This window comes from Streptomyces hygroscopicus, assembly GCF_026168105.1.
GTDB lineage: Bacteria > Actinomycetota > Actinomycetes > Streptomycetales > Streptomycetaceae > Streptomyces > Streptomyces hygroscopicus_D.
Map to the genome: position 1 here is coordinate 1 of NZ_LBMW01000004.1, position 22,152 is coordinate 22,152.

The 22,152-nt window shown below is 70.0% G+C and carries 14 protein-coding genes; 8 read left to right on the forward strand and 6 right to left on the reverse strand.

All coding sequences use genetic code 11. The features are described 5' to 3' along the window. Window positions 1-4,033: non-ribosomal peptide synthetase (locus AAW14_RS05385; RefSeq protein WP_265560410.1), on the forward strand; the 4,033-nt coding region annotated here is incomplete at its 5' end. A gap of 26 nt (window positions 4,034-4,059) precedes the next feature. On the opposite strand, the gene AAW14_RS05390 is transcribed toward AAW14_RS05385, so the two are convergent. Beyond that, a complete protein-coding gene (locus tag AAW14_RS05390; protein ID WP_265560412.1) occupies window positions 4,060-5,076 on the reverse strand; it encodes a threonine ammonia-lyase in 1,017 nt (338 codons plus the stop codon). A 613-nt stretch (window positions 5,077-5,689) separates the two neighbouring features. Between AAW14_RS05390 and AAW14_RS05395 the strand changes: the two genes are divergently transcribed. Beyond that, complete coding sequence (locus tag AAW14_RS05395) at window positions 5,690-6,550, forward strand: ATP-binding cassette domain-containing protein (RefSeq protein ID WP_265560414.1); 861 nt, start codon at window positions 5,690-5,692, stop codon at window positions 6,548-6,550. A gap of 340 nt (window positions 6,551-6,890) precedes the next feature. Continuing rightward, window positions 6,891-7,379: a YbaK/EbsC family protein gene (locus AAW14_RS05400; protein WP_265560416.1), complete on the forward strand. Its 489-nt coding sequence runs from the start codon at window positions 6,891-6,893 to the stop codon at window positions 7,377-7,379. A 343-nt stretch (window positions 7,380-7,722) separates the two neighbouring features. Here the strand turns inward: AAW14_RS05400 and sbnB are convergent, their stop codons facing one another. Together sbnB and sbnA are read right to left on the reverse strand one after the other, a co-directional pair. Then, window positions 7,723-8,748 carry a 2,3-diaminopropionate biosynthesis protein SbnB gene (gene sbnB, locus AAW14_RS05405; protein WP_265560418.1) on the reverse strand — a complete coding sequence of 342 codons (1,026 nt, stop codon included), beginning with the start codon at window positions 8,746-8,748 and terminating at the stop codon, window positions 7,723-7,725. Then, the gene (gene sbnA, locus AAW14_RS05410) at window positions 8,745-9,728 is read right to left on the reverse strand and encodes a 2,3-diaminopropionate biosynthesis protein SbnA (RefSeq protein ID WP_265560419.1); all 984 of its coding nucleotides are present in this window, start codon (window positions 9,726-9,728) and stop codon (window positions 8,745-8,747) included. Before sbnA ends, sbnB begins: the two co-directional genes overlap by 4 nt. A 278-nt stretch (window positions 9,729-10,006) precedes the next feature. On the opposite strand from sbnA, the gene AAW14_RS05415 reads away from it, so the two are divergent. Next, a complete protein-coding gene (locus AAW14_RS05415; RefSeq protein ID WP_265560421.1) occupies window positions 10,007-11,479 on the forward strand; it encodes an amino acid adenylation domain-containing protein in 1,473 nt (490 codons plus the stop codon). Window positions 11,480-11,752: 273 nt separating this feature from the next. Here AAW14_RS05415 and AAW14_RS05420 read toward each other — a convergent pair whose 3' ends face one another. Both AAW14_RS05420 and AAW14_RS05425 read right to left on the reverse strand, forming a co-directional pair. Further along, window positions 11,753-13,690 (reverse strand): ABC transporter ATP-binding protein, encoded by a 1,938-nt coding sequence (locus tag AAW14_RS05420; protein ID WP_265560423.1) that lies wholly within the window; start codon window positions 13,688-13,690, stop codon window positions 11,753-11,755. A 30-nt stretch (window positions 13,691-13,720) separates the two neighbouring features. Continuing rightward, window positions 13,721-14,518 (reverse strand): alpha/beta fold hydrolase, encoded by a 798-nt coding sequence (locus AAW14_RS05425; RefSeq protein WP_265560426.1) that lies wholly within the window; start codon window positions 14,516-14,518, stop codon window positions 13,721-13,723. A 471-nt stretch (window positions 14,519-14,989) separates the two neighbouring features. On the opposite strand from AAW14_RS05425, the gene AAW14_RS05430 reads away from it, so the two are divergent. The 4 genes from AAW14_RS05430 (at window position 14,990) to AAW14_RS05445 (ending at window position 20,883) form a co-directional block, all read left to right on the forward strand. Further along, window positions 14,990-15,205 carry an MbtH family protein gene (locus tag AAW14_RS05430; protein WP_322741012.1) on the forward strand — a complete coding sequence of 72 codons (216 nt, stop codon included), beginning with the start codon at window positions 14,990-14,992 and terminating at the stop codon, window positions 15,203-15,205. Window positions 15,206-15,774: 569 nt separating this feature from the next. Continuing rightward, window positions 15,775-17,361: an MBL fold metallo-hydrolase gene (locus AAW14_RS05435; protein ID WP_265560430.1), complete on the forward strand. Its 1,587-nt coding sequence runs from the start codon at window positions 15,775-15,777 to the stop codon at window positions 17,359-17,361. 76 nt (window positions 17,362-17,437) lie between these two features. After that, on the forward strand, window positions 17,438-18,457 hold the full coding sequence (gene hppD / locus AAW14_RS05440; RefSeq protein WP_265560432.1) for a 4-hydroxyphenylpyruvate dioxygenase: 1,020 nt from the start codon (window positions 17,438-17,440) through the stop codon (window positions 18,455-18,457). Beyond that, a complete protein-coding gene (locus AAW14_RS05445) occupies window positions 18,454-20,883 on the forward strand; it encodes an aminotransferase class I/II-fold pyridoxal phosphate-dependent enzyme (RefSeq protein WP_265560434.1) in 2,430 nt (809 codons plus the stop codon). The genes hppD and AAW14_RS05445 overlap by 4 nt, the downstream gene beginning before the upstream one ends. Before the next feature lie 120 nt (window positions 20,884-21,003). On the opposite strand, the gene AAW14_RS05450 is transcribed toward AAW14_RS05445, so the two are convergent. Then, window positions 21,004-21,807: an alpha/beta fold hydrolase gene (locus tag AAW14_RS05450; protein ID WP_265560436.1), complete on the reverse strand. Its 804-nt coding sequence runs from the start codon at window positions 21,805-21,807 to the stop codon at window positions 21,004-21,006. Window positions 21,808-22,152: the final 345 nt, after the last annotated feature.

Consider the following 22,152-nt stretch of genomic DNA (forward strand, 5'->3'; position numbering starts at 1 on the left):
GCCCATGCCCCGGCCCGACCGCCTCCCGCTCTCCTACGGACAGCGTCGGCTGTGGATCATCAACAAGATGGACGGGCCCAGCAGCACCTACAACATCCCCGTCACCACCCGGCTGGCGGGCGACGTGGACGCACAGGCGTTGAACGCGGCGTTCCGCGACGTGATCGGGCGGCACGAGGTCCTGCGCACCGTGTTCGCGGTGGCCGACGGCGAGCCGTACCAGCGGATCCTCGAGCTCTCGGACGTGGACTGGGCGCTGCACACGGCCGACATCGACCCGGCGGCGCTGGACGACGCGGTGGTCGAGGCCGAGCAGCACCGGTTCGACCTGTCCGCCGAACTCCCGATCCGGGCGTCGCTGTTCCGGAGCGCCCCCGGCGAGTGCGTGCTGGTGGTCGTGGTGCACCACATCGCCGGTGACGGCTGGTCGTGGGGGCCACTGGAGCGCGACCTGTCGGTCGCCTACGCGGCGCGCAGAGGAGGCCGGGAACCCGAGTGGGAGCCGCTGCCGGTTCAATACGCGGACTTTGCGCTCTGGCAACGGGAGCTGCTGGGCGACACCGAGGACCCGGACAGCCTGATCGCCCGTCAGGTGTCGTACTGGCGTGAGGCGCTGGCCGGGGTGCCGGAGGAGCTGGAACTACCGACGGACCGGGTACGTCCGGTGACGGCGAGTCACCGCGGACACCGGACGCACCTGGAGATCCCGGCCGAGGTGCACGCGCGTCTGGCCGAGGTGGCGCGGGCCGAGGGCGTGACCATGTTCATGGTCCTGCACGGCGCCTTGGCGGTGCTGCTGAACCGCCTGGGTGCCGGCACCGACCTGCCGATCGGGTCGGCGATCGCGGGGCGGTCCGACGAGGCGCTGGACGACCTGGTCGGGTACTTCGTCAACACCTTTGTGCTGCGCACGGATCTGTCGGACGACCCGACGTTCAGCGAGGTCCTCAGGCGGGTCAGGGAGGCCGGGCTGGGGGCGTTCGCACATCCGGACGTGCCGTTCGAGAAGCTGGTCGAGGAACTGGCGCCGGCCCGCTCGATGGCCCGCCACCCGCTCTTCCAGGTGATGCTGCTGGTGGAGAACGCCATCGACGCGTCGCCGGACACGTCCGCCGACCGGACCGCCGACCGGCGCGGCCTCCAGGGCGACGACCAGCTCGACAACCAGGCCTCCGGTGGCGCTGTTCTCCCCACCAGCCTCGCCGTGGCCAAGTTCGACCTCGACGTCAGCATGGTCGAGGTACATGATGCGAACGGCGCACCGGCCGGGCTCCATGGCGCGGTCATCGCGGCGGCGGACCTGTTCGACGCCGAATCGGGCGCCCGCATTGCCGAGCGGCTTGCCCGGGTGCTCGAAGCGCTCGCGGCGGACCCGAGTGTCCGGCTCAGCGAGGTGGACGTGCTCGGCGCGGACGAGCGGCACCGCATGCTCACCGAGTGGAACGCCACCGAGGCACCGGTGCCCGACGCGACGGTGGTGGAGCTGTTCGAGGCACAGGTCGGCCGGACGCCCGACGCGGTCGCGCTGGTGCAGGGCGACGTCGAGCTCAGCTATGCCGAGCTGGACGCCCGGGCGAACCGGCTGGCGCGGCTCCTCGTGGGCCGGGCGATCGGCCCGGAGTCGGTGGTCGCGGCGGTCTTCGAGCGTACGGTCGACCTGGTGGTCGCGCTCCTGGCGGTGATCAAGGCCGGTGCCACCTACCTGCCGATCGACCCGGCGTACCCGGCGGACCGGATCGCGTACGTGATCGCCGACTCGGGTGCGGTCTGCCGACTCACCAGCGAGAGCCTGGGCGAGCGGCCGGCGGAGCCCGAAGGCCGGCCCCTGGACGAGGCCGACGCGGCGGACGAGGTCCCGGTGGTGCTGCTCGACTCGGCCCCGGTCGTGGCACAGCTCGCTGCCCTGGCGGACGGCCCGCTGACGGACGGCGAACGCACGGCGGCGCTGCGGCCCGAGCACCCGATGTGGGTGATCTACACCTCCGGGTCCACCGGGCGGCCCAAGGGGGTGCTGGTGGAGCATCGGGCGATCGTCAACTTCCTTTCGGCGATGCAGGACCGCTTCGTTCTCGACTCCGAGGACCGGCTGCTCGCGGTGAGTACGCACGGCTGCGACATGGCGGGTTTCGAGTTCTACCTGCCGCTCCTGAACGGGGCCCGGATCGTGCTGGCCTCGCAGGAGCAGGTGCTCGACCCGTGGGCGCTGCGTGGCCTGATCCGGGACACCGGCGCGACGATGGTGCACGCCACGCCGAGCCTGTGGCGCGGCCTGGTGGCCGACGCGGACGACCCGGTGGACTGGACCCGGGTGCGGGCGATGATCGGTGCCGAGGCGCTGCCGGCCGATCTGGCCAGGACGCTGCTGGCCCGGACGCCGACCCTGACGAATCTGTACGGCCCGACCGAGACCACGGTCTGGTCCACCGGCAAGGAGCTGTCAGGGGAGAACGCGGACGTGTCGTCGATCGGCGGTCCGATCGGGAACACCCGCGTCCATGTGCTGGACGACCGGATGGCGCCGGTGCCCGTGGGAGTGGCCGGTGAGCTGTACATCGCGGGTCGCAGCGTGGCGCGCGGTTACCTGGGCCGGCCGGATCTGACGGCGGGCCGCTTCGTGGCGGACCCGTCCGGCGGTGCCGGTGAGCGGATGTACCGTACCGGCGACGTGGTGCGGTGGACCGCGGCGGGCGACCTGCAGTACGTCGGGCGCTCGGACGACCAGGTGAAGGTGCGCGGTTTCCGGGTGGAGCTCGGGGAGATCGAGGCGGTGCTTGCCGAGTATCCCTCGGTCGGCCAGGCCGTGGCGCTGGTGCGCGAGGACATCCCCGGTGACCAGCGGCTGGTGGCGTACGTGGTGCCGAACCGCGGTCTCGCGCAGGAGGAGCTGGAGCAACTCGGCCAGGCGGTGCGCGCGGTGGCACAGGACCGGCTGCCCGGGTACATGGTGCCGTCGGCGGTCGTGGTGATCGAGAAGCTGCCGCTGATGCCGAACAGCAAACTGGACCGCAAGGCTCTGCCGGTGCCGGAGGTCGTGGTGCGCGAGGAGGCGCACCACTCGGTCACTTCCTTCGAGGCGAACATCGGTGCGGCGTTCGCCGAAGTCCTCGGCGTGGAAAGCGTCGGCGTGGACGACGACTTCTTCGTCCTCGGCGGTCACTCACTGCTCGCGGTCCGGCTGGTGGAGCGGTTGCGGGAGCGCGGAGTGGCGATCACGGTGCGCGATCTGTTTGCGGCGCCGACCGTGGCCGAGCTGATGAAGCGGATGAACCTGTCCTCGGTGCGGGACGCCCTGGACGTGCTGCTGCCGATCCGGGCGCAGGGCGAGCGACCGCCGATCTTCTGCTTCCACCCGGCGGGCGGCGTGAGCTGGTGCTACATGCCGCTGGTGCGGTACGTGCCTGCGGACGTCCCGCTGTACGGCCTGCAGGCTCGAGGGCTTGACGGCACCGGACAACTCGCCGGATCCATAGGGGAGATGGCCGCGGACTACATTGCGCAGATGCGGTCGGTGCAGCCGAGCGGCCCGTACCATCTGCTGGGCTGGTCGTACGGTGGGGTGATCGCCCATGAGATCGCCGTCCAGCTGCAGGCGGCCGGCGAGGAGGTCGGGGCGCTGGTGATGCTCGACCAGTACCCGTGGGACAGCGCGGCGGAGGCAGCCCTGGCGGCGCAGGAGGAGGAGCTCGATCCGGAGGCCGAGATCGACCAACTGGTCGACCTGGTGCGGCTGGAGGCCGGCGGCGCGCTGGGGGCTGTCACCGACGAGGAGTACCGGACCTTCGCGAGGGTGCTGCACAACGGCCGCAGGATCCGGCGCACCCATGTGCACGGGCGGTTCGACGGCGATGCGCTGCTGATCGTCGCCAAGGTCGGCCGTGAGGAGGAAGGGCCGACCGCGGACCGATGGGCGGCGCATGTGACCGGCGTGGTGTCGGAGGCCGGTGTGCCGTGCACCCACTACGACCTCGCGAAGCCGGAGAACCTCGGCCTGGTCTGGGCCGAGGTGGCCGCCTGGCTGGGCTGGGACGACTGACCCCGGGCGCGCCGTGCGGAGCGGCCTCAGACGGGGCCGCTCTGTGCGGCAAGCATCGAGGCGATCAGGCTGGGCTCGACGTTGCCACCACTGAGCAGGACACCGACCTCGCCGCCGTGGTCGGCGGCGTGAGCCAGCGCCGCGGCGAGCGCGGTGGCCGCGGCCGGTTCGACGACCAACCGGGCGTGCAGGAACGCGGCCCGCAGAGCGTCGGCGATGGATGCCTCCGGGACGGTGACCACCGAGGTGACCGCCCGCCCGGCAAGGTCGAAGGGTAATGCGCCGATCCGGTCGGGGCGCAGTCCGTCGGCGACGGTGTGCCGGGCGGGAACGGTCACCGGCCGGCCGGCGCGCAGTGCGGCCGTGAGCGCCGGTACGGCCTCGGGTTCCGCGCCGATCACCGCCGTGCCGGATCCGGAGGCGGCCAGGCAGGCGCCCGCGATGGCGCTGCCACCGCCGACGGGGACGACCACGGCGTCCAGTCGGGCGCCCTCCGCGGCCACCTGGCCGAGCAGTTCGGCGGTGGCGGTGGCCTGGCCAAGCACGACCCGGGGGTTCTGGTAGGGGTCGACCGTGTCGTAGCCGTACCTCTCCCGCAATTCCTCGACGACGGCGACCCGTTCGGCCAGAAGGGTGCCGGTGGTGACCACCCCGGCGCCGGTGTCGCGGATCCGCCGGATCTTGGCGGGTGGTGCGTCGGAGGGCAGGACGAGGACGGCGGGCAGCCCGTGTTCGCGAGCGGCGAGCGCGACGGCGATCGCGTGATTGCCGGTGCTCTGCGCGACCACGCCCCGGGTTCCGGCGCGAGCGAGTTCGTCGACGGCCAGCAGGGCCCCGCGGACCTTGAACGATCCGCCGCGCTGGAGGTTCTCGGCCTTCAGCCACAGGCGGGCGCCGGCAGTCGCGTCCAGCGGGTCGCAGCGCACCACCGGAGTGCGCCAGACGCGGCCGGCGAGTTCGTGTTCGGCGCGCTCGACGTCGGCACGGTCGAGCGGTGCTTCGGCCATCAGGCCGGGGGACGGTCCGACAGGGCGTTCAGACATTCCGCGCCGCCTTTCCGCCGGCGCCGCCGATTCCATTTCGGCCGACCGGGCCGACGTATTTTTTCCACGCCGATCTATTGCCCATCGGGGCCTCCTCAAAGGGGCTGTCTGTGGACAGTGCAGAAGTGTCCGTCATCCTTGCAGGGAGGGTTCTTTGGCCGAAAGGCTCGAACAATGGGCCGGTGGCCTGTCGGCCCGGGCCCGGAATTGACCTGCGCGACGGACGCCTCGAAGATCCGCACTGGCACCGCAACTCGCGTCATGACACCATGCGCAACGCCGTCACAGCCCTGGGCGCATGGCGCAGCCTCGCAGTTGCCTTCGACCACGGCGGTCCACACCTCTACCACGCAGTCGACCTGATCAAGCCCGGAAGCCGAGAAAGCAAGCCGTGCGTACCGGCAGCCGATGCGCCGGGTGACGGAGCGCCGAGTGACGGAGCACCGGATGGCGAGGTGAGTACGGCCGACGGCGACCGTCGCGGCGACAAATATCAAATCCGCTCGTGTGCGGCATCGGGCCGAGGGGGTAATCCCGCGGTTGGCAGGTTTCCCGGCGATTGGATCCGGTGGCCCGATGCGGCACGGGCCCGGTCCACTCCACCATGGTGATCATGATCGAGATCAGGGAACTGACGAAGCGCTACGGCGACGTCACGGCCGTCAACGGCCTCAGCTTCACGGCCGGGGCCGGGCGCGTCACCGGGCTGCTCGGACCGGCCGGCGCCGGCAAGAGCACGACGCTGCGGTTACTGCTGGGCCTGAACAGCCCTACCGCCGGCAGCGCTGCGATCGGCGGCCGGGAGTTCCGGGACTGCCCGCCCGGCCCGCGCGAGGTCGGCGCGCTGCTGGACACCCACAGCGTGTACTGCCCCCACGTCGGCGACACCGCGCGGGAATTCCTGACCGGGCTGGCCCGGCGGCACGGCATCCAGCACGGCCGCGTGGACACGGTGCTGGACGAGACCGGGCTGACCGAGGCGGGGCAGCGCAGGGTCGGCACCTTCTCGCTCGGGATGCGGCAGCGGCTGGGCATCGCCTGCGCGCTGCTCGCCGACCCGCCGGTCCTGGTGCTCGACGAACCGCTGGGCGGGCTGGACCAGCCGGGTCTGGTCTGGGCACGCGCCCTGTTCCAGCGGCTGGCCGCAGAGGGCCGTACGGTGCTCGTCTCCGGCCAACTGCCCGTCGAACTGGCCGACGTGGTGGACGAGCTGGTGGTCATCGCGCGGGGCGAGCTGGTCGCGGGCCAACGTGCGGCACGACTCGCCGTCCGTGGCGGCCGGGCGCGGGTGTCGGTGCGGACGCCCGATGTCGCGGTGCTCAGCGCCCTGCTGGCCGACGAAGGGGCGTCGGTGGAGGTGAACGACGACAACTCGTTGACCGTGACGGGTCTGAGCGCGCAGCGCATCGGCGATGTCGCCTTTCTGAACATCGTGCCGCTGCATGAGCTCGCCCCGGAGGCTCCCGTGCGGTGAGGTCCGACCAACCCCGCTGCTGCGCAGGGGTGTTCAGGGTGCACGGTATGCCGAGGGCCGTCACCCTTTTCCTATGATGACGGCTCGTCGACATCCCTGCGCACCTCCACGAGTCGTGCGCGGACGCCCGAGCCGGCGGCCGGATCCCGCTGGGCATGCGTCACGACCGTCGGTCCTTCCCGACGGCGCCCATCTGCCTACGGAGGAACGGTGTACCGCCGTCCACGCTGCCCCCGAACCGCCGTCGCCCGCCCTGCAAAGGGACCACAGGGTCCCGTCCGCCCTGCAAAGGCCCCACAGGGGCCCGTCCGGCCCGCTGCCCGGCTCGGGGAGGCCCCGGATGCCTGAGGACCGCGACGTCTTCGAGCGCCTCAAGGACCTCCTCGATTCCGGCGCGGCGTCCTACCGGACCATCCGTCACGAACCCGAGGGCCGTACCGAAGCCGCCAGCCGGCTGCGCCGGCACCCGTCGGCGCAGGCCGCCAAGTCCATCGTGGTCCGGGTGGCGACCGGCAAACGCTCGCGCCGCTATGTGCTCGCGGTGGTCCCCGGTGACCGCCGGGTCGACCTCTCCGCCCTGGCAGTGCGCTACGGCGGCCGGGAGGCCTCCTTCGCCGCCAGGGAGGTGGCCGAGCGCCTGGCAGGCAGCGTCAGCGGGTCCATCACCCCGTTCGCCTTCTCCGCCGAGCTGGACCTGCTCGTCGACGAGGGCCTGCTGGTCCACGACGAGATCTACTTCAACGCCGGGCGGCTGGACGTGTCCGTCGCCCTGTCCGTCGCGGACTACGTGCAGTTGGCCAGGCCGGCCGTCGCGGCGATCGCGGTCTGACCGCTTTCCCCGAGCCGACTTCCCGCCGGCCGTTCAAGCGCCGCGCCGATGCAGTTGCACAGCGGACGGCGGGCGTCGCAGCCTTCGTGGCGCGCCCCGCCGCCCGACCGTACTCAACGACCGTGCCCCGCTGCCGATGCGCCGACCCGGAGGCGACGATCCTCGTCGAGCGGGCATGCGTGCGCCGCCCATGCCCGGGGGCGTTCCCTGTGCTCGCGGACCACTCCGACCCGTGCGCTGCGTCATCCGTCTGAGGCGGCCCTGAGCGAGACCGTGCTCCGCACCCACCACGAAGGGCCCGCCGGACAGGCGGGCCCTTCGTGTTTCCCCGGTGGAATCGGGTTCAGCCGTAACGCTTCATCTCGTGGAAGAACCCGGGGACGGTGTGCAGTGCGCCGACCGCGGCGACTTCGTCGTAGACGTACTTGGCGACGGCCAGATCGAGTACGCCCAGGCCGAAGGGGGAGAACACGACGGGGCGGTCGGCCGGGGGCGTGGTCCGGCCCTCCAGCAGGTCGTAGAGGGTTCCGTCGACGAAGTCCCGGGAGCCGGTCCGCTGTTCCGCCAGGTGCGGCGAGGTGTTGGCCTTCAGACAGTGGTCGATGTCGTCGACGAGGTTGTAGGAGGACAGGATGATCTCCGGGGAGAGATCGCGCAACGAGACGTGCAGGACCATAGGGTTGTGGGAGAACAGCCCCGGGTCGAGGATGTGCGGCTCGCCCGCCACCGTGGCCAGCACGATCAGGTCCGATTCGGCGATGAGCGACTCGGCGCTGTCGTGGATCGTCACCGAGCCGGCTCCGGAGCGGGTCAGGTACTCCTCGAAGCCCTCCGCGTGCTCCCGCGCCAGGTCGAAGACGCCCACTTCGTCGAAGGTCAGCCCGTTGGCCACCAGGTAGGTGTGCAGATAGCGGGCGATCAACCCGACCCCGATGAACCCGACCCGGCGCGGCGCCACCCCCCGCCGGTCGGCGATCGTCACTGCCGCCAGCGCCGCGGATGCTGCCGTGCGTGAGGCGCTGATGACGGAGCTCTCCAGGCATGCCAGCGGGTAGCCGGTTGCCGTGTCGTTGAGGACGACCACCGCGGAGGCCCGGGGGATACCGGCGGCGACGTTCTCGGGGAAGGAGGAGATCCACTTGATGCCGTGCACGTCCACCTCGCCCCCGACCGAGGCGGGCAGCGCGATGATGCGCGAGGAGGGCTGCTCGGGGAAGCGGAGGAAGTACGAGTCCGGATTCACCGTCAAGCCCTCGCCGTGCAGCCGGTACGCCTGCTCGACCATCGCGGTGACCTGCTTCTCGCGGCCGCGCAGGACGTCGACGACCTGCTCGCCGGAGATGACGGAGAACGTGGGGGCCTGGGTCATGGGTGTCGGCTCCGGTGGGGATCGGTGGACAGGTCGGTTTGGCCGAAGTGTTCGCGCAGCCAGCTCTCGTCGTAGATGGAGGCGAGGTAGCGCTCGCCGAGGTCGGGGGAGATCGCGACCGCGACGGGCTCCTCGCCCGGGTATTTCTCGCCGAGCCACCGGGTGGCGCCGCTCACCACCGTGCCGCTCGAGCCGCCGAGCACGAAGCCTCGGGCGGCCATGGCATGGCAGGCGCGGATGGTGTCCGGCTCGGAGACGTGTACGACGTCGTCGATGCACGATTCGTCGACCAGCTCCGGACGGGTGCTGGTGCCCAGGCCCGGGACGACCCGGCGCTCCGGGATACCGCCGAAGGTGACCGAGCCGACGGCGTCGACGGCCACGATCGTGACGGGTCTGAGCTGCTCCTTGAAGTAGCGCGCGCACCCCATCAAGGTGCCCGTGGTGCCCGCGCCGACGAACAGCACTTCCAGGTCGGGGAAGCTGCGGGCGATCGCCGGCGCGGTGTGCTCGTAGTGCGCCCGCCAGTTGTTGGGGTTCGCGTACTGGTTGAGCCACACGTAGCGGTCGTCGGACGCGCACAGGTCGCGGACGTACCGGATCCGGCTGTGGAGGTAGCCCAGGTTGGCGTCCTGCGTCGAGATCACCCGGACCTCCGCGCCCAGTGAGCGCATCAGCCGCTGGGTGGTGGAGTTGCACCGGGGGTCGGTCACGCACACGAAGCGGTAGCCCCGGTCGGCCGTGATGATGGCCAGCGCGATGCCCAGGTTGCCCGAGGACGACTCCACCAGCACCGAGCCCGGGCCGAGCAGGCCGTCCCGCTCGGCAGCGTCGACCATCTCGGCGGCAGCCTTCAGCTTGATGGATCCCGCGAAGTTGAACCCCTCGCATTTGAGGTACAGCGGAGTGCCGTTCACCCTGCGCAGATCTATGTAGAGGTCCTCGACGTTGAATTCATGAGGAGAGCTGATAATGGGCATGGTGCCGGACACCTCGGCAGGACGGTAAATGGGTGGGAAAACGGTCGGCAAGAGGACCGAAGAGTCTGCGTCAAGAAAGATGCTTTGACCACCTGTCCGGCGTTCAACTGCCGCCGCCCAAGTGCAAATCCGCAGTGTCTTCCATCGGGCGATGAAAGCGGTACCCGATCGCCCCCAACGTCGATTACCGTACTTCAAGGAAACTTGCCCCGGCAAGATCCGGTTATTTCCTGAGCAGTCAATAGCGGATATTGGCGCCGATCACAAGGAGCGGATTCATGACGATCGTGGACGGCCTGCTCGGCCCCGCGGAACTGCCGGAACTGGCGATCTCCCCGGGGGAACTGCGGCGCGCCCGCGGGCTCGCGGTGAGCCGGGACCACGCGGTCGACCTCGCGGACGCCGTGATCACCTGGGTGGAGCGCTTCGCCGGGGACGGCGACCGGCCGGCCGTCAGGGATGCCCGCGGGCGCCTCAGCTACGCCCAACTTGCCCTGGAGGCACGCCGACTGGCCACGCTGATGGAACGCTCCGGCGTCACCCCCGGCACTGTCGTCGCGGTCGGCGGCGAGCGCGGCAGCACCGTCGTCGCCGCCTTCCTCGCCACCGAGCTCCTCGGTGCGCTCTATGTGCCCGCCGACGGGAACTGGCCGGCCCGCCGAGTGGCGGACGTCCTCGCCCGAGCCGGAGCCGTCCTGCTCCTCAACACCGACCCGGAGACCGTCTCCCCCTCGCTCGCCCAGGGCGCCGAGCAGGCCGGCGTACCGGTCATACGCGCCGCCGAGGCGTCCTCCTGCGACCCGTGGCAGGGCCCTGCCCGGCTGGACGGCCCCGACCAGCCCCGGTACGTGCTGTTCACCTCCGGCTCGACCGGATCGCCCAAGGGTGCGGTGGTCGAGCACCAGGGCATGCTCAACCACCTCCACGCCAAGGTCATCGACCTCGGGCTCACCGACCGCGACGTCGTCGCGCAGACCGCCCCGCTCGGGTTCGACATCTCGATCTGGCAGATGCTCTGCCCGCTGATCGTCGGCGGTGAGGTCACCGTGGTCGGTGACGAGACGGCCCATGATTCGGTGGCGTTCGCCCGGCTCGTCGACGAACAGGGAGTCACCGTCGTCGAATTGGTGCCCACGATGGTCCGCCTGCTGCTGGACGACCTGGCCGACGCTCCGACGGCGAGTCGGCTGGAGGGGCTGCGGTGGATGCTCGCCACCGGCGAGGAGCTGCCTACCGAGGTCGCCCGGCGCTGGCTCCAGGAGATGCCCCAGGCCGGGCTGATGAACGCCTACGGCCCGACGGAGTGCTCCGACGACGTCACCCACCACACGGTGCTGCCCGAAGATCTCGACCTGCTGCGCCTGCCCATCGGCACCCCGGTCGTCAACACCCAGCTCTACGTCCTGCGTCGCGAGGACGAAGGCTGGCACGCCTGCGAGCCGGGGGAGACGGGGGAGTTGTTCGTCGGCGGGATCTGCGTGGGGCGCGGCTACGTCGGCGACCACGACCGGACCCGGGACGCGTTTTTCCGCGACCCGTTCCGCGACACTCCCGCCGGGCGGCTCTACCGGACCGGTGACGCGGTGACGGTCCTCCCGCAGGGAGCGCTGCAGTACCTCGGCCGTGTCGACCGCCAGGTCAAGATCGCAGGAGTGCGGATGGAGCTGGGCGAGATCGAGGCGGTCCTGCAGCGTCACCCTGCCGTCGGCGCCGTCGCGGTAGTTGTGCACGACTTCGCCCGGGAACGCTAGGACGAGCCCCGCGGCCGGGTCGTGGCAGTGCCCCAGCCAACCCGTGGTCGTCCGACGGCTGTTCAACTGTCGCGCCGCCGCGGTTGGCCGGGTACGCGCATCGCGCTGCCGTGCGGGTGCGCGCACCCGCACGGCGGGGGGCTCACCACCGCGGCGCGGGACAGGCCCGAGACATGACGAAGGTGCCGTCCGCACCGGCCTCGGCCGAGCCCTCGAGGGGCTGCGCCGGGCAGGCGGACGGCACCTTCGTCATGCGCACCGCGCGGGCAGGCGTCAGCGCGGGTCCGGGCTGAACACCGCCTTCTCCAGCGGGTCGTGCTTGGCGAACTGTGTCTTGTACAGGTCGGCGTACAGGCCGCCGGCGGCCAGCAGCTCCTCGTGCGTCCCGCGCTCGCTGATCCGCCCGGCCTCCACGACCAGGATCTGGTGGGCCTCGCGGATCGTGGAGAGCCGGTGGGCGATCACCAGCGAGGTGCGCCCGGCCAGGGCGGTCCTGAGCGCGCGCTGGATCGCCGCCTCCGCCTCCGAGTCGAGGTGGGCGGTGGCCTCGTCGAGGATGACCACGGGCGGCGCCTTGAGCAGCAGCCTGGCCAGCGCGATCCGCTGCTTCTCGCCACCGGACAGGCGGTATCCGCGGTCGCCGACCACGGTGTCGAGGCCGTCCGGCAGAGCGCGGACCGTGTCCCAGATCAGCGCGGCTTCGCAGGCCTCGATCAGCTCCTGCTCGCTCGCACCCGGCCGGGCGTACTCGAGGTTCGCCCGCAAGGTGTCGTGGAACAGGTGGGCGTCCTGGGTGACCACACCGATCGTGTCGCGCAGGGACTGCAGTGTCAGTTCCCTGACGTCGTGACCGTCGATGCGCACGGCGCCCTCGGTGGGGTCGTACAGTCGCGGCAGGAGCTGGGTGATCGTGGTCTTGCCCGCACCCGAGGGGCCTACCAGGGCGGTCAGCCGACCTGCCGGGGCATCGAAGCTGAGGTCCCGCAGGGTCCACGCCTCCTCGGACCGCTCGGGGCGCCGGGCGGCCGGGTGCCCCAGCGAGGCGAGGGAGTCCTGGTCACCGTTCGGGTAACGGAAGGACACCCGCTCGAAGGTGACGGAGGGAGCGTCCCCGGTGTTCCGGGCGGAGCGGAGTTCGGCCAGGTCCCGGGCGTCGGAGCGCTCCGAGACGTTCGGCCGCAGGTCCAGGATCTCGAAGACGCGGTCGAAGCTGACCAGGGCCATCATGGCGCTCGCCTGCATCCCCGACAGTTGGTCGATCGGGCTGTAGAGCCGCATCAGAAGGGCGACCAAGGCGACCAGCGTGCCGAGCTCCAGCGAACCGTGAATGGTCAGGACGCCGCCCACGCCGTAGACAAGGGCTGCGGTGATCGCGGTGAGCACGGTCCCGATGACACCGAGGATCCGGCCGTGGACGACCGCCGAGACGGCGGTCTCGCGCACTTGGGCCGCCTTGCGCGCGAACATGCCCGACTCGTTCTCGGCTCGGCCGTAGAGCTTGGTGAGCATGGCGCCAGCGACGTTGAACCGTTCGCTCATCAGCGTGCTCATGTCGGCGTCGAGTTCCATCCGCCTCCGGGTGATCCTCTGGAGCCGGCGCGCGATCAGTCGCACCGGCAGCAGAAAGAACGGGATCATCACCAGCGCGGCGAGGGTGACCTGCCACGACAGGTAGAACATCGCGGCCAGCACCAGGCCTATCGAGAGAACGACGGAAAGCGACTGCGACAGCAGGCCCGCCACGGCCTGCCGGGCGCCGACCACATCGGTGTTCAGACGGCTGACCAGGGCTCCGGTCTGCGTCCGGGTGAAGAACGCCATCGACTGCCTCTGAATGTGCGCGAACACCTTGTTGCGCAGGTCGTAGACGACACCTTCGCCGATCCGTCCGGAGCACCACGCCTGCACGTACATGGCGCAGCCCTCGACCAGCGCCAGGCCGGTGACGGCCAGGCACAGCCACACCACCGTTGCGGTCCGTCCGGGCAGGATGCCGTCGTCGATGACCTTCTTCAGCACCAGCGGGCCGGAGGCGGTGACCACGGCGTCGACCACTGTGCTGAGCAGCAGCAGCGCCATGCTCCAGGGGTAGCTCAGGGCGTACGGGACGATCCGTCGAACCGTTCCCTTTCTGATCCGGCCGCCGGTGGCCGGGGCGTCGTCGGACCCTGCCTGGGCTCGGTGCCGCGCCGACCCCTTGATCCTTGCCATGGGAACCAACTCCGCGCTCGTGAGGGGCTGTCAGTGCTTGTCGAGGAACTCGATGATGGCCGTGTTGACCGCGTCCGGGTTCTCCAGGTTTCCGAGGTGGCCGCAGCCGGGGATCTCCACGTAGTCGCAGTCCGGGATGGCGTCCGCCACCTCGGCTACCAGGTGGGGAGGGCAGATGAGGTCGTCGGAGAAGGAGATCGCACGGCACGGCACCCCGAGTCCGCGCAGGGCCTCTCGACGGTCGCCGACGGTGTCGACGGCGTGCTGGCCGGGGGCACTCTGACCTGTGGTCAGTTCGAAGAGCTCCAGCCATCCGGACACGGTTGCGTCGTCGTTGAGTGTGGTGGGAGACAGCATCTCCAGCACGGTGCGCACGGCCTCGTACCTGGGTGGGAGGGCGATGCCGTCGGCACGCAGCTCGCGCTCCGCCGCCAGCAACATCCGGCGGGTGGCGTCCGAGCGGGCCTTGGTGGCCATGAGGACGGCGCAACGCACCAGATCGGGCCGGACGAGCGCCAGCTCCTGGGCGATCATGGCTCCCATCGAGGTCCCGACGATGCGGCAGGGCCCGACGTCCAGCGCCTCGATCAGCCCGAGGGTGTCCGCGGTCATGTCGGCGAGCGAATAGTCGCCGGGCGGCGTGGAGGAGGGGGCGATGCCCCGGTTGTCGAAGACGATCGTCTCGTAGCCCGCCCGGTTCAGAGCCGGTGTCTGGTGCATGGTCCAAACGCGGCCGGCGGCGCCCGAGCCCATGACGAGGAGAACCGGCTCGCCCTGCCCCGACCGCTGGTAGGAGAGCCTGATCCCGTTGGCGCTCACGAACGGCATGACGGTGCTCCCTCGTTGGGCGTGGGCAGCGGCAAGACAGCCTCCTGGGAGTCGAAGGAGAAAGGGTCCGGGGCGGACCGTCCGCAGCCGGAAGTGAGATGTGCCCCGGTACTCCTGGCGCCGGCCGTCGCCGGCTCGGGCGGTCGGTGCCGACGGGCAGGGCGCGGCGTTGATGCGGCGTGGGAGCATTCCACGATGACACCGGGTCGGCGCGCCGATCAAGGGCGCACCGGTCCCGGCCGCGCGGGCGCCGCGGGCCTCGTTCAACTGGGGCGCAGGGGCAGTTGAACAGCCGGACGGGTCAGGAGCCGGGTTCCGGTTGACGCGCCGAGGCGGCATTTGGCCATAGTGGGTCCTCAGGGGGCCCGGCACCGCGCCGGACGGCCACCGGCGGTGGGGTGAGGCCGGGCGAACCGCCTGAGAGCTGCCACCGATGCGATGCATCTCCCGTACCCAAGAAAGGACGGCGTGGTGACGAATCCGTTCGAGGATCCCGATGCCGAGTACCTGGTCCTGGTCAACGACGAGGGCCAGCACTCGCTCTGGCCTGTCTTCATCGACGTGCCCGACGGCTGGGAGTCGGTCTTCGGGAAGGCGGGGCGTCAGGAGTGCCTCGACTACATCGAGAAGTCCTGGACCGACATGCGGCCCAAGAGCCTGATCGAGGCCATGGCTGCGCAGAAGTAGCCTGTGGCGCCGATGCCGCCGGTCGTCCACGGATGGCCGGCGGCATCGGCACGACGGGCACCGGGCGGAGGGTCCGCGGACGGTGGGCAAGCTCAGTCGGAGGGGGCGACCGGGCCCCTCGTGAATTCCTCCGCAGCGAAATCACAGATGTGCACCTCGCTCGCGCTTTCTCCTTGCTGAATTCCCGGGACTTGACGTCTCGCGGACGGCCGAGGTGTATCGGCGAGACCATCACGAACCTCGCGCGACGAGGCCGTTGTTCAACTGCGGCATCGCGGCGTTTGAACGCGTGACCGCGGCCCGACGTGGTCCCTTCGGCGTTCACCGGTGCTCAAAAGCCGTGCGGTGCCGCAGAGTATTGATCAACCGCGTGCCCCGGAGTCATTCTGATGCTGAAGAGCACCCTGTGGAGCGAGGCGGGTGTGTTCGGTTCGACGCCCTGAAATTCAGGCTTCGTTGTTTCTTCGCGGTTTTTGTCTCCACGGTCCGGTGTGGTGGCGCCCGGTGCACAGGCGCAGTGAATCGCGGGCCGGTCGATTTTGTAGGTATCCCTGAAAGGAGGGGCGGAGATGGCTGACGAGCAGTTGTTTCTGCGGTCCAAGGTCATAGTTGAGCCGATGGTGGACAGGTTCATCGCCCAGCCACACACGATTGCTCCGGTGCAGGCGGCGATGAATCTCGCGTTCCTGCACGTGCCACTGCTCGAGTCGTATCTGCAGTCCCCGCAGGTGCACGTCGCGGCCAGCAACAACCCCGAGCTGCGCGGCGGTTACTTCATCAACATCCCCGAGGAGCGCGCCGACGAGGTGCGTGACCTGCTCGCCGCGATCAAGCGGGACCGGGCGGACATGCTGCGGTTCGCCGAGGCGATCGCGGCCGGCCAGGAGCTGCTGCGGACGAACGCGACCGGGTTCGACCTCACCCCGCTCTACCCGAAGCTTCCTGCGGAGCTCGGCGGCCTGGTCGAGCTGGCCTACGACACGGACAACCAGGCGCAGCTGCGCGTCATGGAGCCCTTGGTCTACCAGAGCCCCGTCTACACCGAGGCACGCCAGTCGGTGCAGCTGTCCTTCGAGACCGGCATCGAGCGCCCGTTCATCCTGAGCACTCCGCGACTGACCTCGCCGGACGTCCTCGAGATCGACGTTCCGTTCCGTCACGAGGGGCTCGCGGAGCTGTTCAAGACCCGCGTGCGGCCCACGACGCTCGGCCACCTGCGCGAGGCCCTGGGTCTCGACGACGCCCAGACGGCCCAGCTGTCCGGGATGCTCAGCGACAGGCCCAGCCTGGCGGAGGACCGCCACATCGAGAACGGAGGCCGGATCCGGTACTTCGGCCACGCCTGTCTTGTGCTGCAGACGCCCCAGGCGGCCATCGTCACCGACCCGTTCATCAGCGCGGACAGCGACGCCGACGACCGCTACACGCTCGACGACCTGCCCGACTTCATCGACCTCGTCCTCATCACCCACGGCCACCAGGACCACATCGTCATGGAGACGCTGCTGCAGCTCCGCGGCCGCGTCGGGGCGATCGTGGTGCCGCGCTACTCCAAGGGCAACCTGGCCGATCCGTCGATCAGGCTGATGCTCGAAAACCAGGGCTTCCCGGTGATCGAGGTCGACGACTTCGACGAGGTCGAGTTCCCCGGCGGCAAGATCACCGCGACGCCGTTCCTCGGTGAGCACTGCGACCTGGACATCCGCGCCAAGTCGACGTACTGGGCCGAGCTCGCCGGCAAGAAGGTCTTCATCGGCGCCGACTCCTCCGGTATCGAGCCGCAGCTCTACCGCTACATCAAGAACCACCTGGGTACGGCCGACTACGCCTTCCTGGGCATGGAGTGCGACGGAGCGCCGCTGACCTGGCTCTACCAGGCGCTGCTGACCATCCCGGTCACCAAGAAGATGAGCAACTCGCGCAAGCTGTCGGGCTCCAACGCGGAACAGGCCGCCGCGATCATGACCGAGCTCGGTGCCAAGGAGGCGTACGTCTACGCCATGGGCGAGGAGGACTGGCTCGGCCACGTCATGGCCACGACGTACAACGAGGACACCTACCAGATCAAGCAGATCGAGGAGTTCCTGAAGTGGTGCGCGGACCGCGGCATCAAGGCGGGCCACCTCTTCAAGCAGCAGGAGTGGCGCTGGCAGTGACGCGCTTCTGACTCCTGGCGGATCCCTGACGAAACACCACCGACTCCGGCCACCAGCACCTTCAGGAGGTACTCCCGTGGTTGCGCACGACATCGCCTACGTCGAGCTCTACACCAGAGACAAAGTGTCCACCGTCGACTACTTCGTCTCGGCCATGGGCTTCACGCGGGTCGCTGACTCCGTGGAGGTCGACAGGAGTTCGGTGTTGCTTCGTCAGGGGGAGGTGCAACTGGTCGTCACCTCCGGCCGGGGTATCTGGAAGTTCCTGGACGAACACGGCGATGGCATCGCTGACATCGCGATGACCTGCGACGACGTGGAGACGAGCGCCGACGCCGCGGCGGCGGCCGGTGCTCGGGTGACCCGCTCGGCACAGGGCCTTCCCCTCGTGTCGGGGTTCGGCGACGTCTCCCACACCCTCATCCCTGCCGAGGGCCCCACGATCGGGCTGCCCGTCGGCCGCAACTGGGTCGCCACAGCGGGGGCGCCCCTGAGGCCGGCGGGCCGGATCCAGCTCCTCGACCATGTCGCGATTTGTCTGGAAGGGGGCAGCCTGGGGAAGTACGCCGACTTCTACCGCGACGCCTTCGGGCTCTCCCGGTACTCGTCGGAGTATGTCGCCGTCGGTGGGCAGGCGATGGACTCCATCGTCGTGCGCAGCGGATCCGGCCGAGTCATCTTCACGCTGGTCGCCCCCGACCCGGGCAAGGACGCCGGCCAGCTCGATGCCTTTCTGGAGCGCAACGGCGGCCAGGGCGTGCAGCACCTGGCGTTCCTCGTGGAGGAGATCATTCCCGCGGTGCGGGAGTTCCGGGACGCCGGTGTGGACTTCCTCTCCACCCCGAGCACGTACTACGACATGCTCACCGAGCGCATCGCCGATCTGCGGGGTGAGATCGACGCACTCAAAGACGCCCAGGTTCTCGCCGATCGCGACGAGTGGGGCCACCTCCTGCAGCTGTTCACCCGCTCGCCGTACCAGCGCAACACGCTTTTCTTCGAACTCATACAGCGCCGGGGCTCCCGCGGATTCGGCAGCGCCAACATCCGGGCCCTGTACGAAGCGGTGGAGCGCGACCGGCTGACCGCCGGATGAGCGTCACCGGATCGTCCGCCCGCCTGCTCACCCTGGCCGACTACGAGACCAAGGCCCGCCGGAGCTTCGATCCCGGTGTCTGGGACTTCCTGGCGGGAGGCGCGGGACAGGAGCGTACCCTCGCGGCCAATCTGGAGGCGTTCGGGCGGACGCGGCTGAGACCACGGGTACTGACCGGTCTCGGAGTGCCCGAAACCAAGTCCACGCTCCTGGGCCGTACCTGGTCGCTGCCGGTCGCCGTCGCGCCCGTGGCCTACCACGCACTGGCTCACCTGGACGGCGAGGTCGCGACGGCCCGCGCCGCCGGGGCGGCCGGTGTCCCGTTCGTCGTCAGCACCTTCGCAAGCCGGAGCTTCGAGGACATCGCGGAGGCGGCCACGGGTCCGCTCTGGCTCCAGGTGTACTGCTTCCGCGACCGTGCGACGACACGGCGCCTCGTGGAACGTGCCGAGCGGGCCGGGTTCGAGGCGCTGGTGCTCACCGTGGACGCCCCCCGGCTCGGACGCCGGCTGCGGGACCTGCGCAATGACTTCAGGCTGCCGCCGGGTGTGGTGCCGGCCAATCTCGCGGGCGGCGACTACTCCTCGCCCAGCGGCCACGCCCTCACCGAGTTCGATCCGTCGCTCGACTGGTCGGTCATCGAGTGGCTGCGGTCCATCAGCTCACTCCCCGTGCTGGTCAAGGGAGTTCTGGCTGCCTCTGACGCCCGGCGGGCCGTCGCCGCGGGCGTCGACGGCGTCGTGGTGTCGAACCACGGCGGCCGGCAGCTGGACGGCGCCCCCGCAACGCTCGACGTGCTCCAGGACATCGCCGTGACGGTCGACGGCGCCTGCCCGGTTCTCGTCGACGGGGGAGTACGCTGCGGTGCGGACGTTCTGGCGGCCCTGGCCCTGGGCGCCGATGCCGTCCTTCTGGGCCGCCCGGTGCTGTACGGCCTCGCGGTGGCCGGACAGCAGGGCGTTGCGGACGTCCTGGGCATCGTCACCGAGGAACTGACCGAGGCGATGACGCTCACCGGAACACGTTCGACCAGCGAGGCTACGCGCCAACTTATATGGAAAGAGGGGGAGTTGGAGCCGTCGTCCGAAACCGCGGCCGACCGTCCGGCCCCGCGGCCCGGGACGCAGCGTGGCCCCGGACTACGGAAGGAGGACCTGCACGGCAGTGTCTCCGACCCGGTCCTCGACACCATGAACTTCCTCAACGAGGTCACTCACCGCTATCCCGAGGCGATCTCGTTCGCTCCGGGCAGGCCGTACGACGGATTCTTCGAGACAGAGCAGATCTTCACGTATCTCCGTCGCTACCTGGACCATCTGGAAGCGGGCGGTGCTTCGCCCGCCCAGGTTCGCTCGGCACTCTTCCAGTACGGCCCGACCGGCGGCCAGATCCGCGAACTCGTCGCCGAGTCACTGCGCCTGGACGAGGGCATTGATGTGCTGCCGGAGGCCATCGTGGTCACTGTCGGCGCGCAGGAGGCGATGCTCCTCGCGGTGCGGGCGCTCATCTCCGGTCCGGAGGACGCGCTCCTCGTCTCCAGCCCCTGCTATGTGGGCATCACCGGCGCCGCCCGTCTGCTCGACGTCGTACCGACCGCGGTCGCGGAAGCCGAGGGCGGATTCCGCTGCACCGACCTTGAGACGGCCATCCACGCCGAGCGTGCGCGCGGGCGCAGACCCCGAGCCTTCTACGTCGTGCCCGACCACTCGAATCCGTCCGGGACCACCATGTCCCTGGAAGCCCGTCGGGAGCTCCTCGATCTCGCGGAGCGGGAGGACATCCTGATCCTGGAGGACAGCCCCTATCGCATGGTCAGTCCGGGCGAGCAGTTGCCGACGCTCAAGTCCCTCGACCGGAGCCGCAGGGTGCTGCACCTCGGCTCGTTCGCCAAGACGCTCTTCCCTGGTGCCCGGATCGGCTTCGCCGTCGCGGACCAACTCGTCGTCGACGGCGACGGGCGCAGCGGACTCCTTGCGGACGAACTCGCCAAGATCAAGAGCATGGTGACGGTGAACACCTCCCCGGTGAGCCAGGCGGTGGTCGGGGGCATGCTCGCCGCCGCCGGCGGGCGAGCCTCGGAGTTCACCACCGAGACCGCCGCCTACTACGGCGACGCGATGCGGGTCACCCTGGAGCAACTGGCGGTCCGCTTCCCGGAGGACGAACAGGCCGAGCTGGGCGTGCGCTGGAACGAGCCCAGCGGCGGTTTCTTCCTCACGGTCACGGTGCCGTTCCGCGCGGACAACGCCGCGCTGGTGCGCTCGGCGGAGGAGTTCGGGGTCATCTGGACTCCGATGTCGTACTTCTATCCCGAGGGCGGAGGGGAACACACCCTTCGACTGTCCGTCAGCTACCTGACGCACACCCAGATCACGGACGGGGTCGCGCGGCTGGCACGGTTCATCAGGGCCCACGCCCGCGCATGAGAAGCGTGGTCCCGGACGCGTTGAACCGCTCGCGCATCATGCGCAGCAGACGGGTCCGCGCTCGGCCCTGACCCGGGCGTACCGCCGCACGGTGCCGGGTTCGATCCGCTGACGCGTGTGTCAGTACTTGTCGAGAAATTCGATGATCGCGGCGTTGACGGCGTCGGGGCGCTCCAGATTGCCGAGGTGCCCGCTGTCGGGAATCTCCATCAAGTCGCAGCCGGGGATGGCGTCGGCCACCTCGGCGACCAGGTGCGGCGGGCAGATCAGGTCGTCGGCGAAGGCGATGGCCCGACAGGGCACGGTGATCCCCCGCAGAGCCTCACGTCGGTCACCGGTGTGGGAGACCCACGCCTGCCCCTCCGCGGTGGTGTCGTTGCCGGCGGTCAGTTCGAATATCTCCAGCCAGGACGCGACGGAGGCGTCGTCGTCCAGCGTCGCCGGGGACAGCATCTCGAGGACCGTTCTGGCTGCCTCGTACTTGGGGGGCAGCCTGATTCCGCTCTCCCGCACCACTTGTTCCGCCACCTGCAGTGCTCGCCGCGTCGTGTCCGAGCGCGCCCTGGTGGCGAGCAGAACCGCGGAACGGACCAAGTGCGGGCAATCAAGGGCCAGTTCCTGGGCGATCATGGCGCCCATGGAGGTCCCGACGATGCGGCACGGTCCGAGCTGCAGGGCCTCGATCAGCCCCCTGGTGTCGGCGACCATGTCGGCGAGCGAGTACTTCCCCTCAGGGGCGTCCGACGCCCCGATGCCCCGGTTGTCGAACACGATCGTCTCGTATCCCGCTTGCTGCAGCGCCGGTGTCTGGTACATCGTCCAAACGTGGCCCGCGGCTCCCGAGCCCATGATGAGGAGGACGGGCTCCCCACGGCCCGCGCGCTGGTAGGAGAGGCGGATGCCGTTCGTGCTCACGAAGGGCATGGCGCGCCCTCGTTGCAGATGATCGTGTGCATGGGGGTCTCCTGATCGACGTAGGGGAGGCGGGAGGACGCGCCGGGGGCCCTTCGGGCTCGCAGGACCACCATGGCACCGGGCCGTCACGCTGATCAAGACACGCCCGTACGGCCCTGGTCGGGGTCGTTCAACTGAGGCATCGCCGCAGTTGAACGCGTATCAGGCGGCTTCGCGAACCCGGCGGAGCGGGTGTGGTTGACTGGCCGGCCAGGCCCTGGTCCATAGTGGATCTTCAGTGGGGCCGACCGGTGTCCGAGGCAGCCACCGCACCCGGACGACGGCGTGAGCCGGAACCCCGGCCGCTCGCTGCCC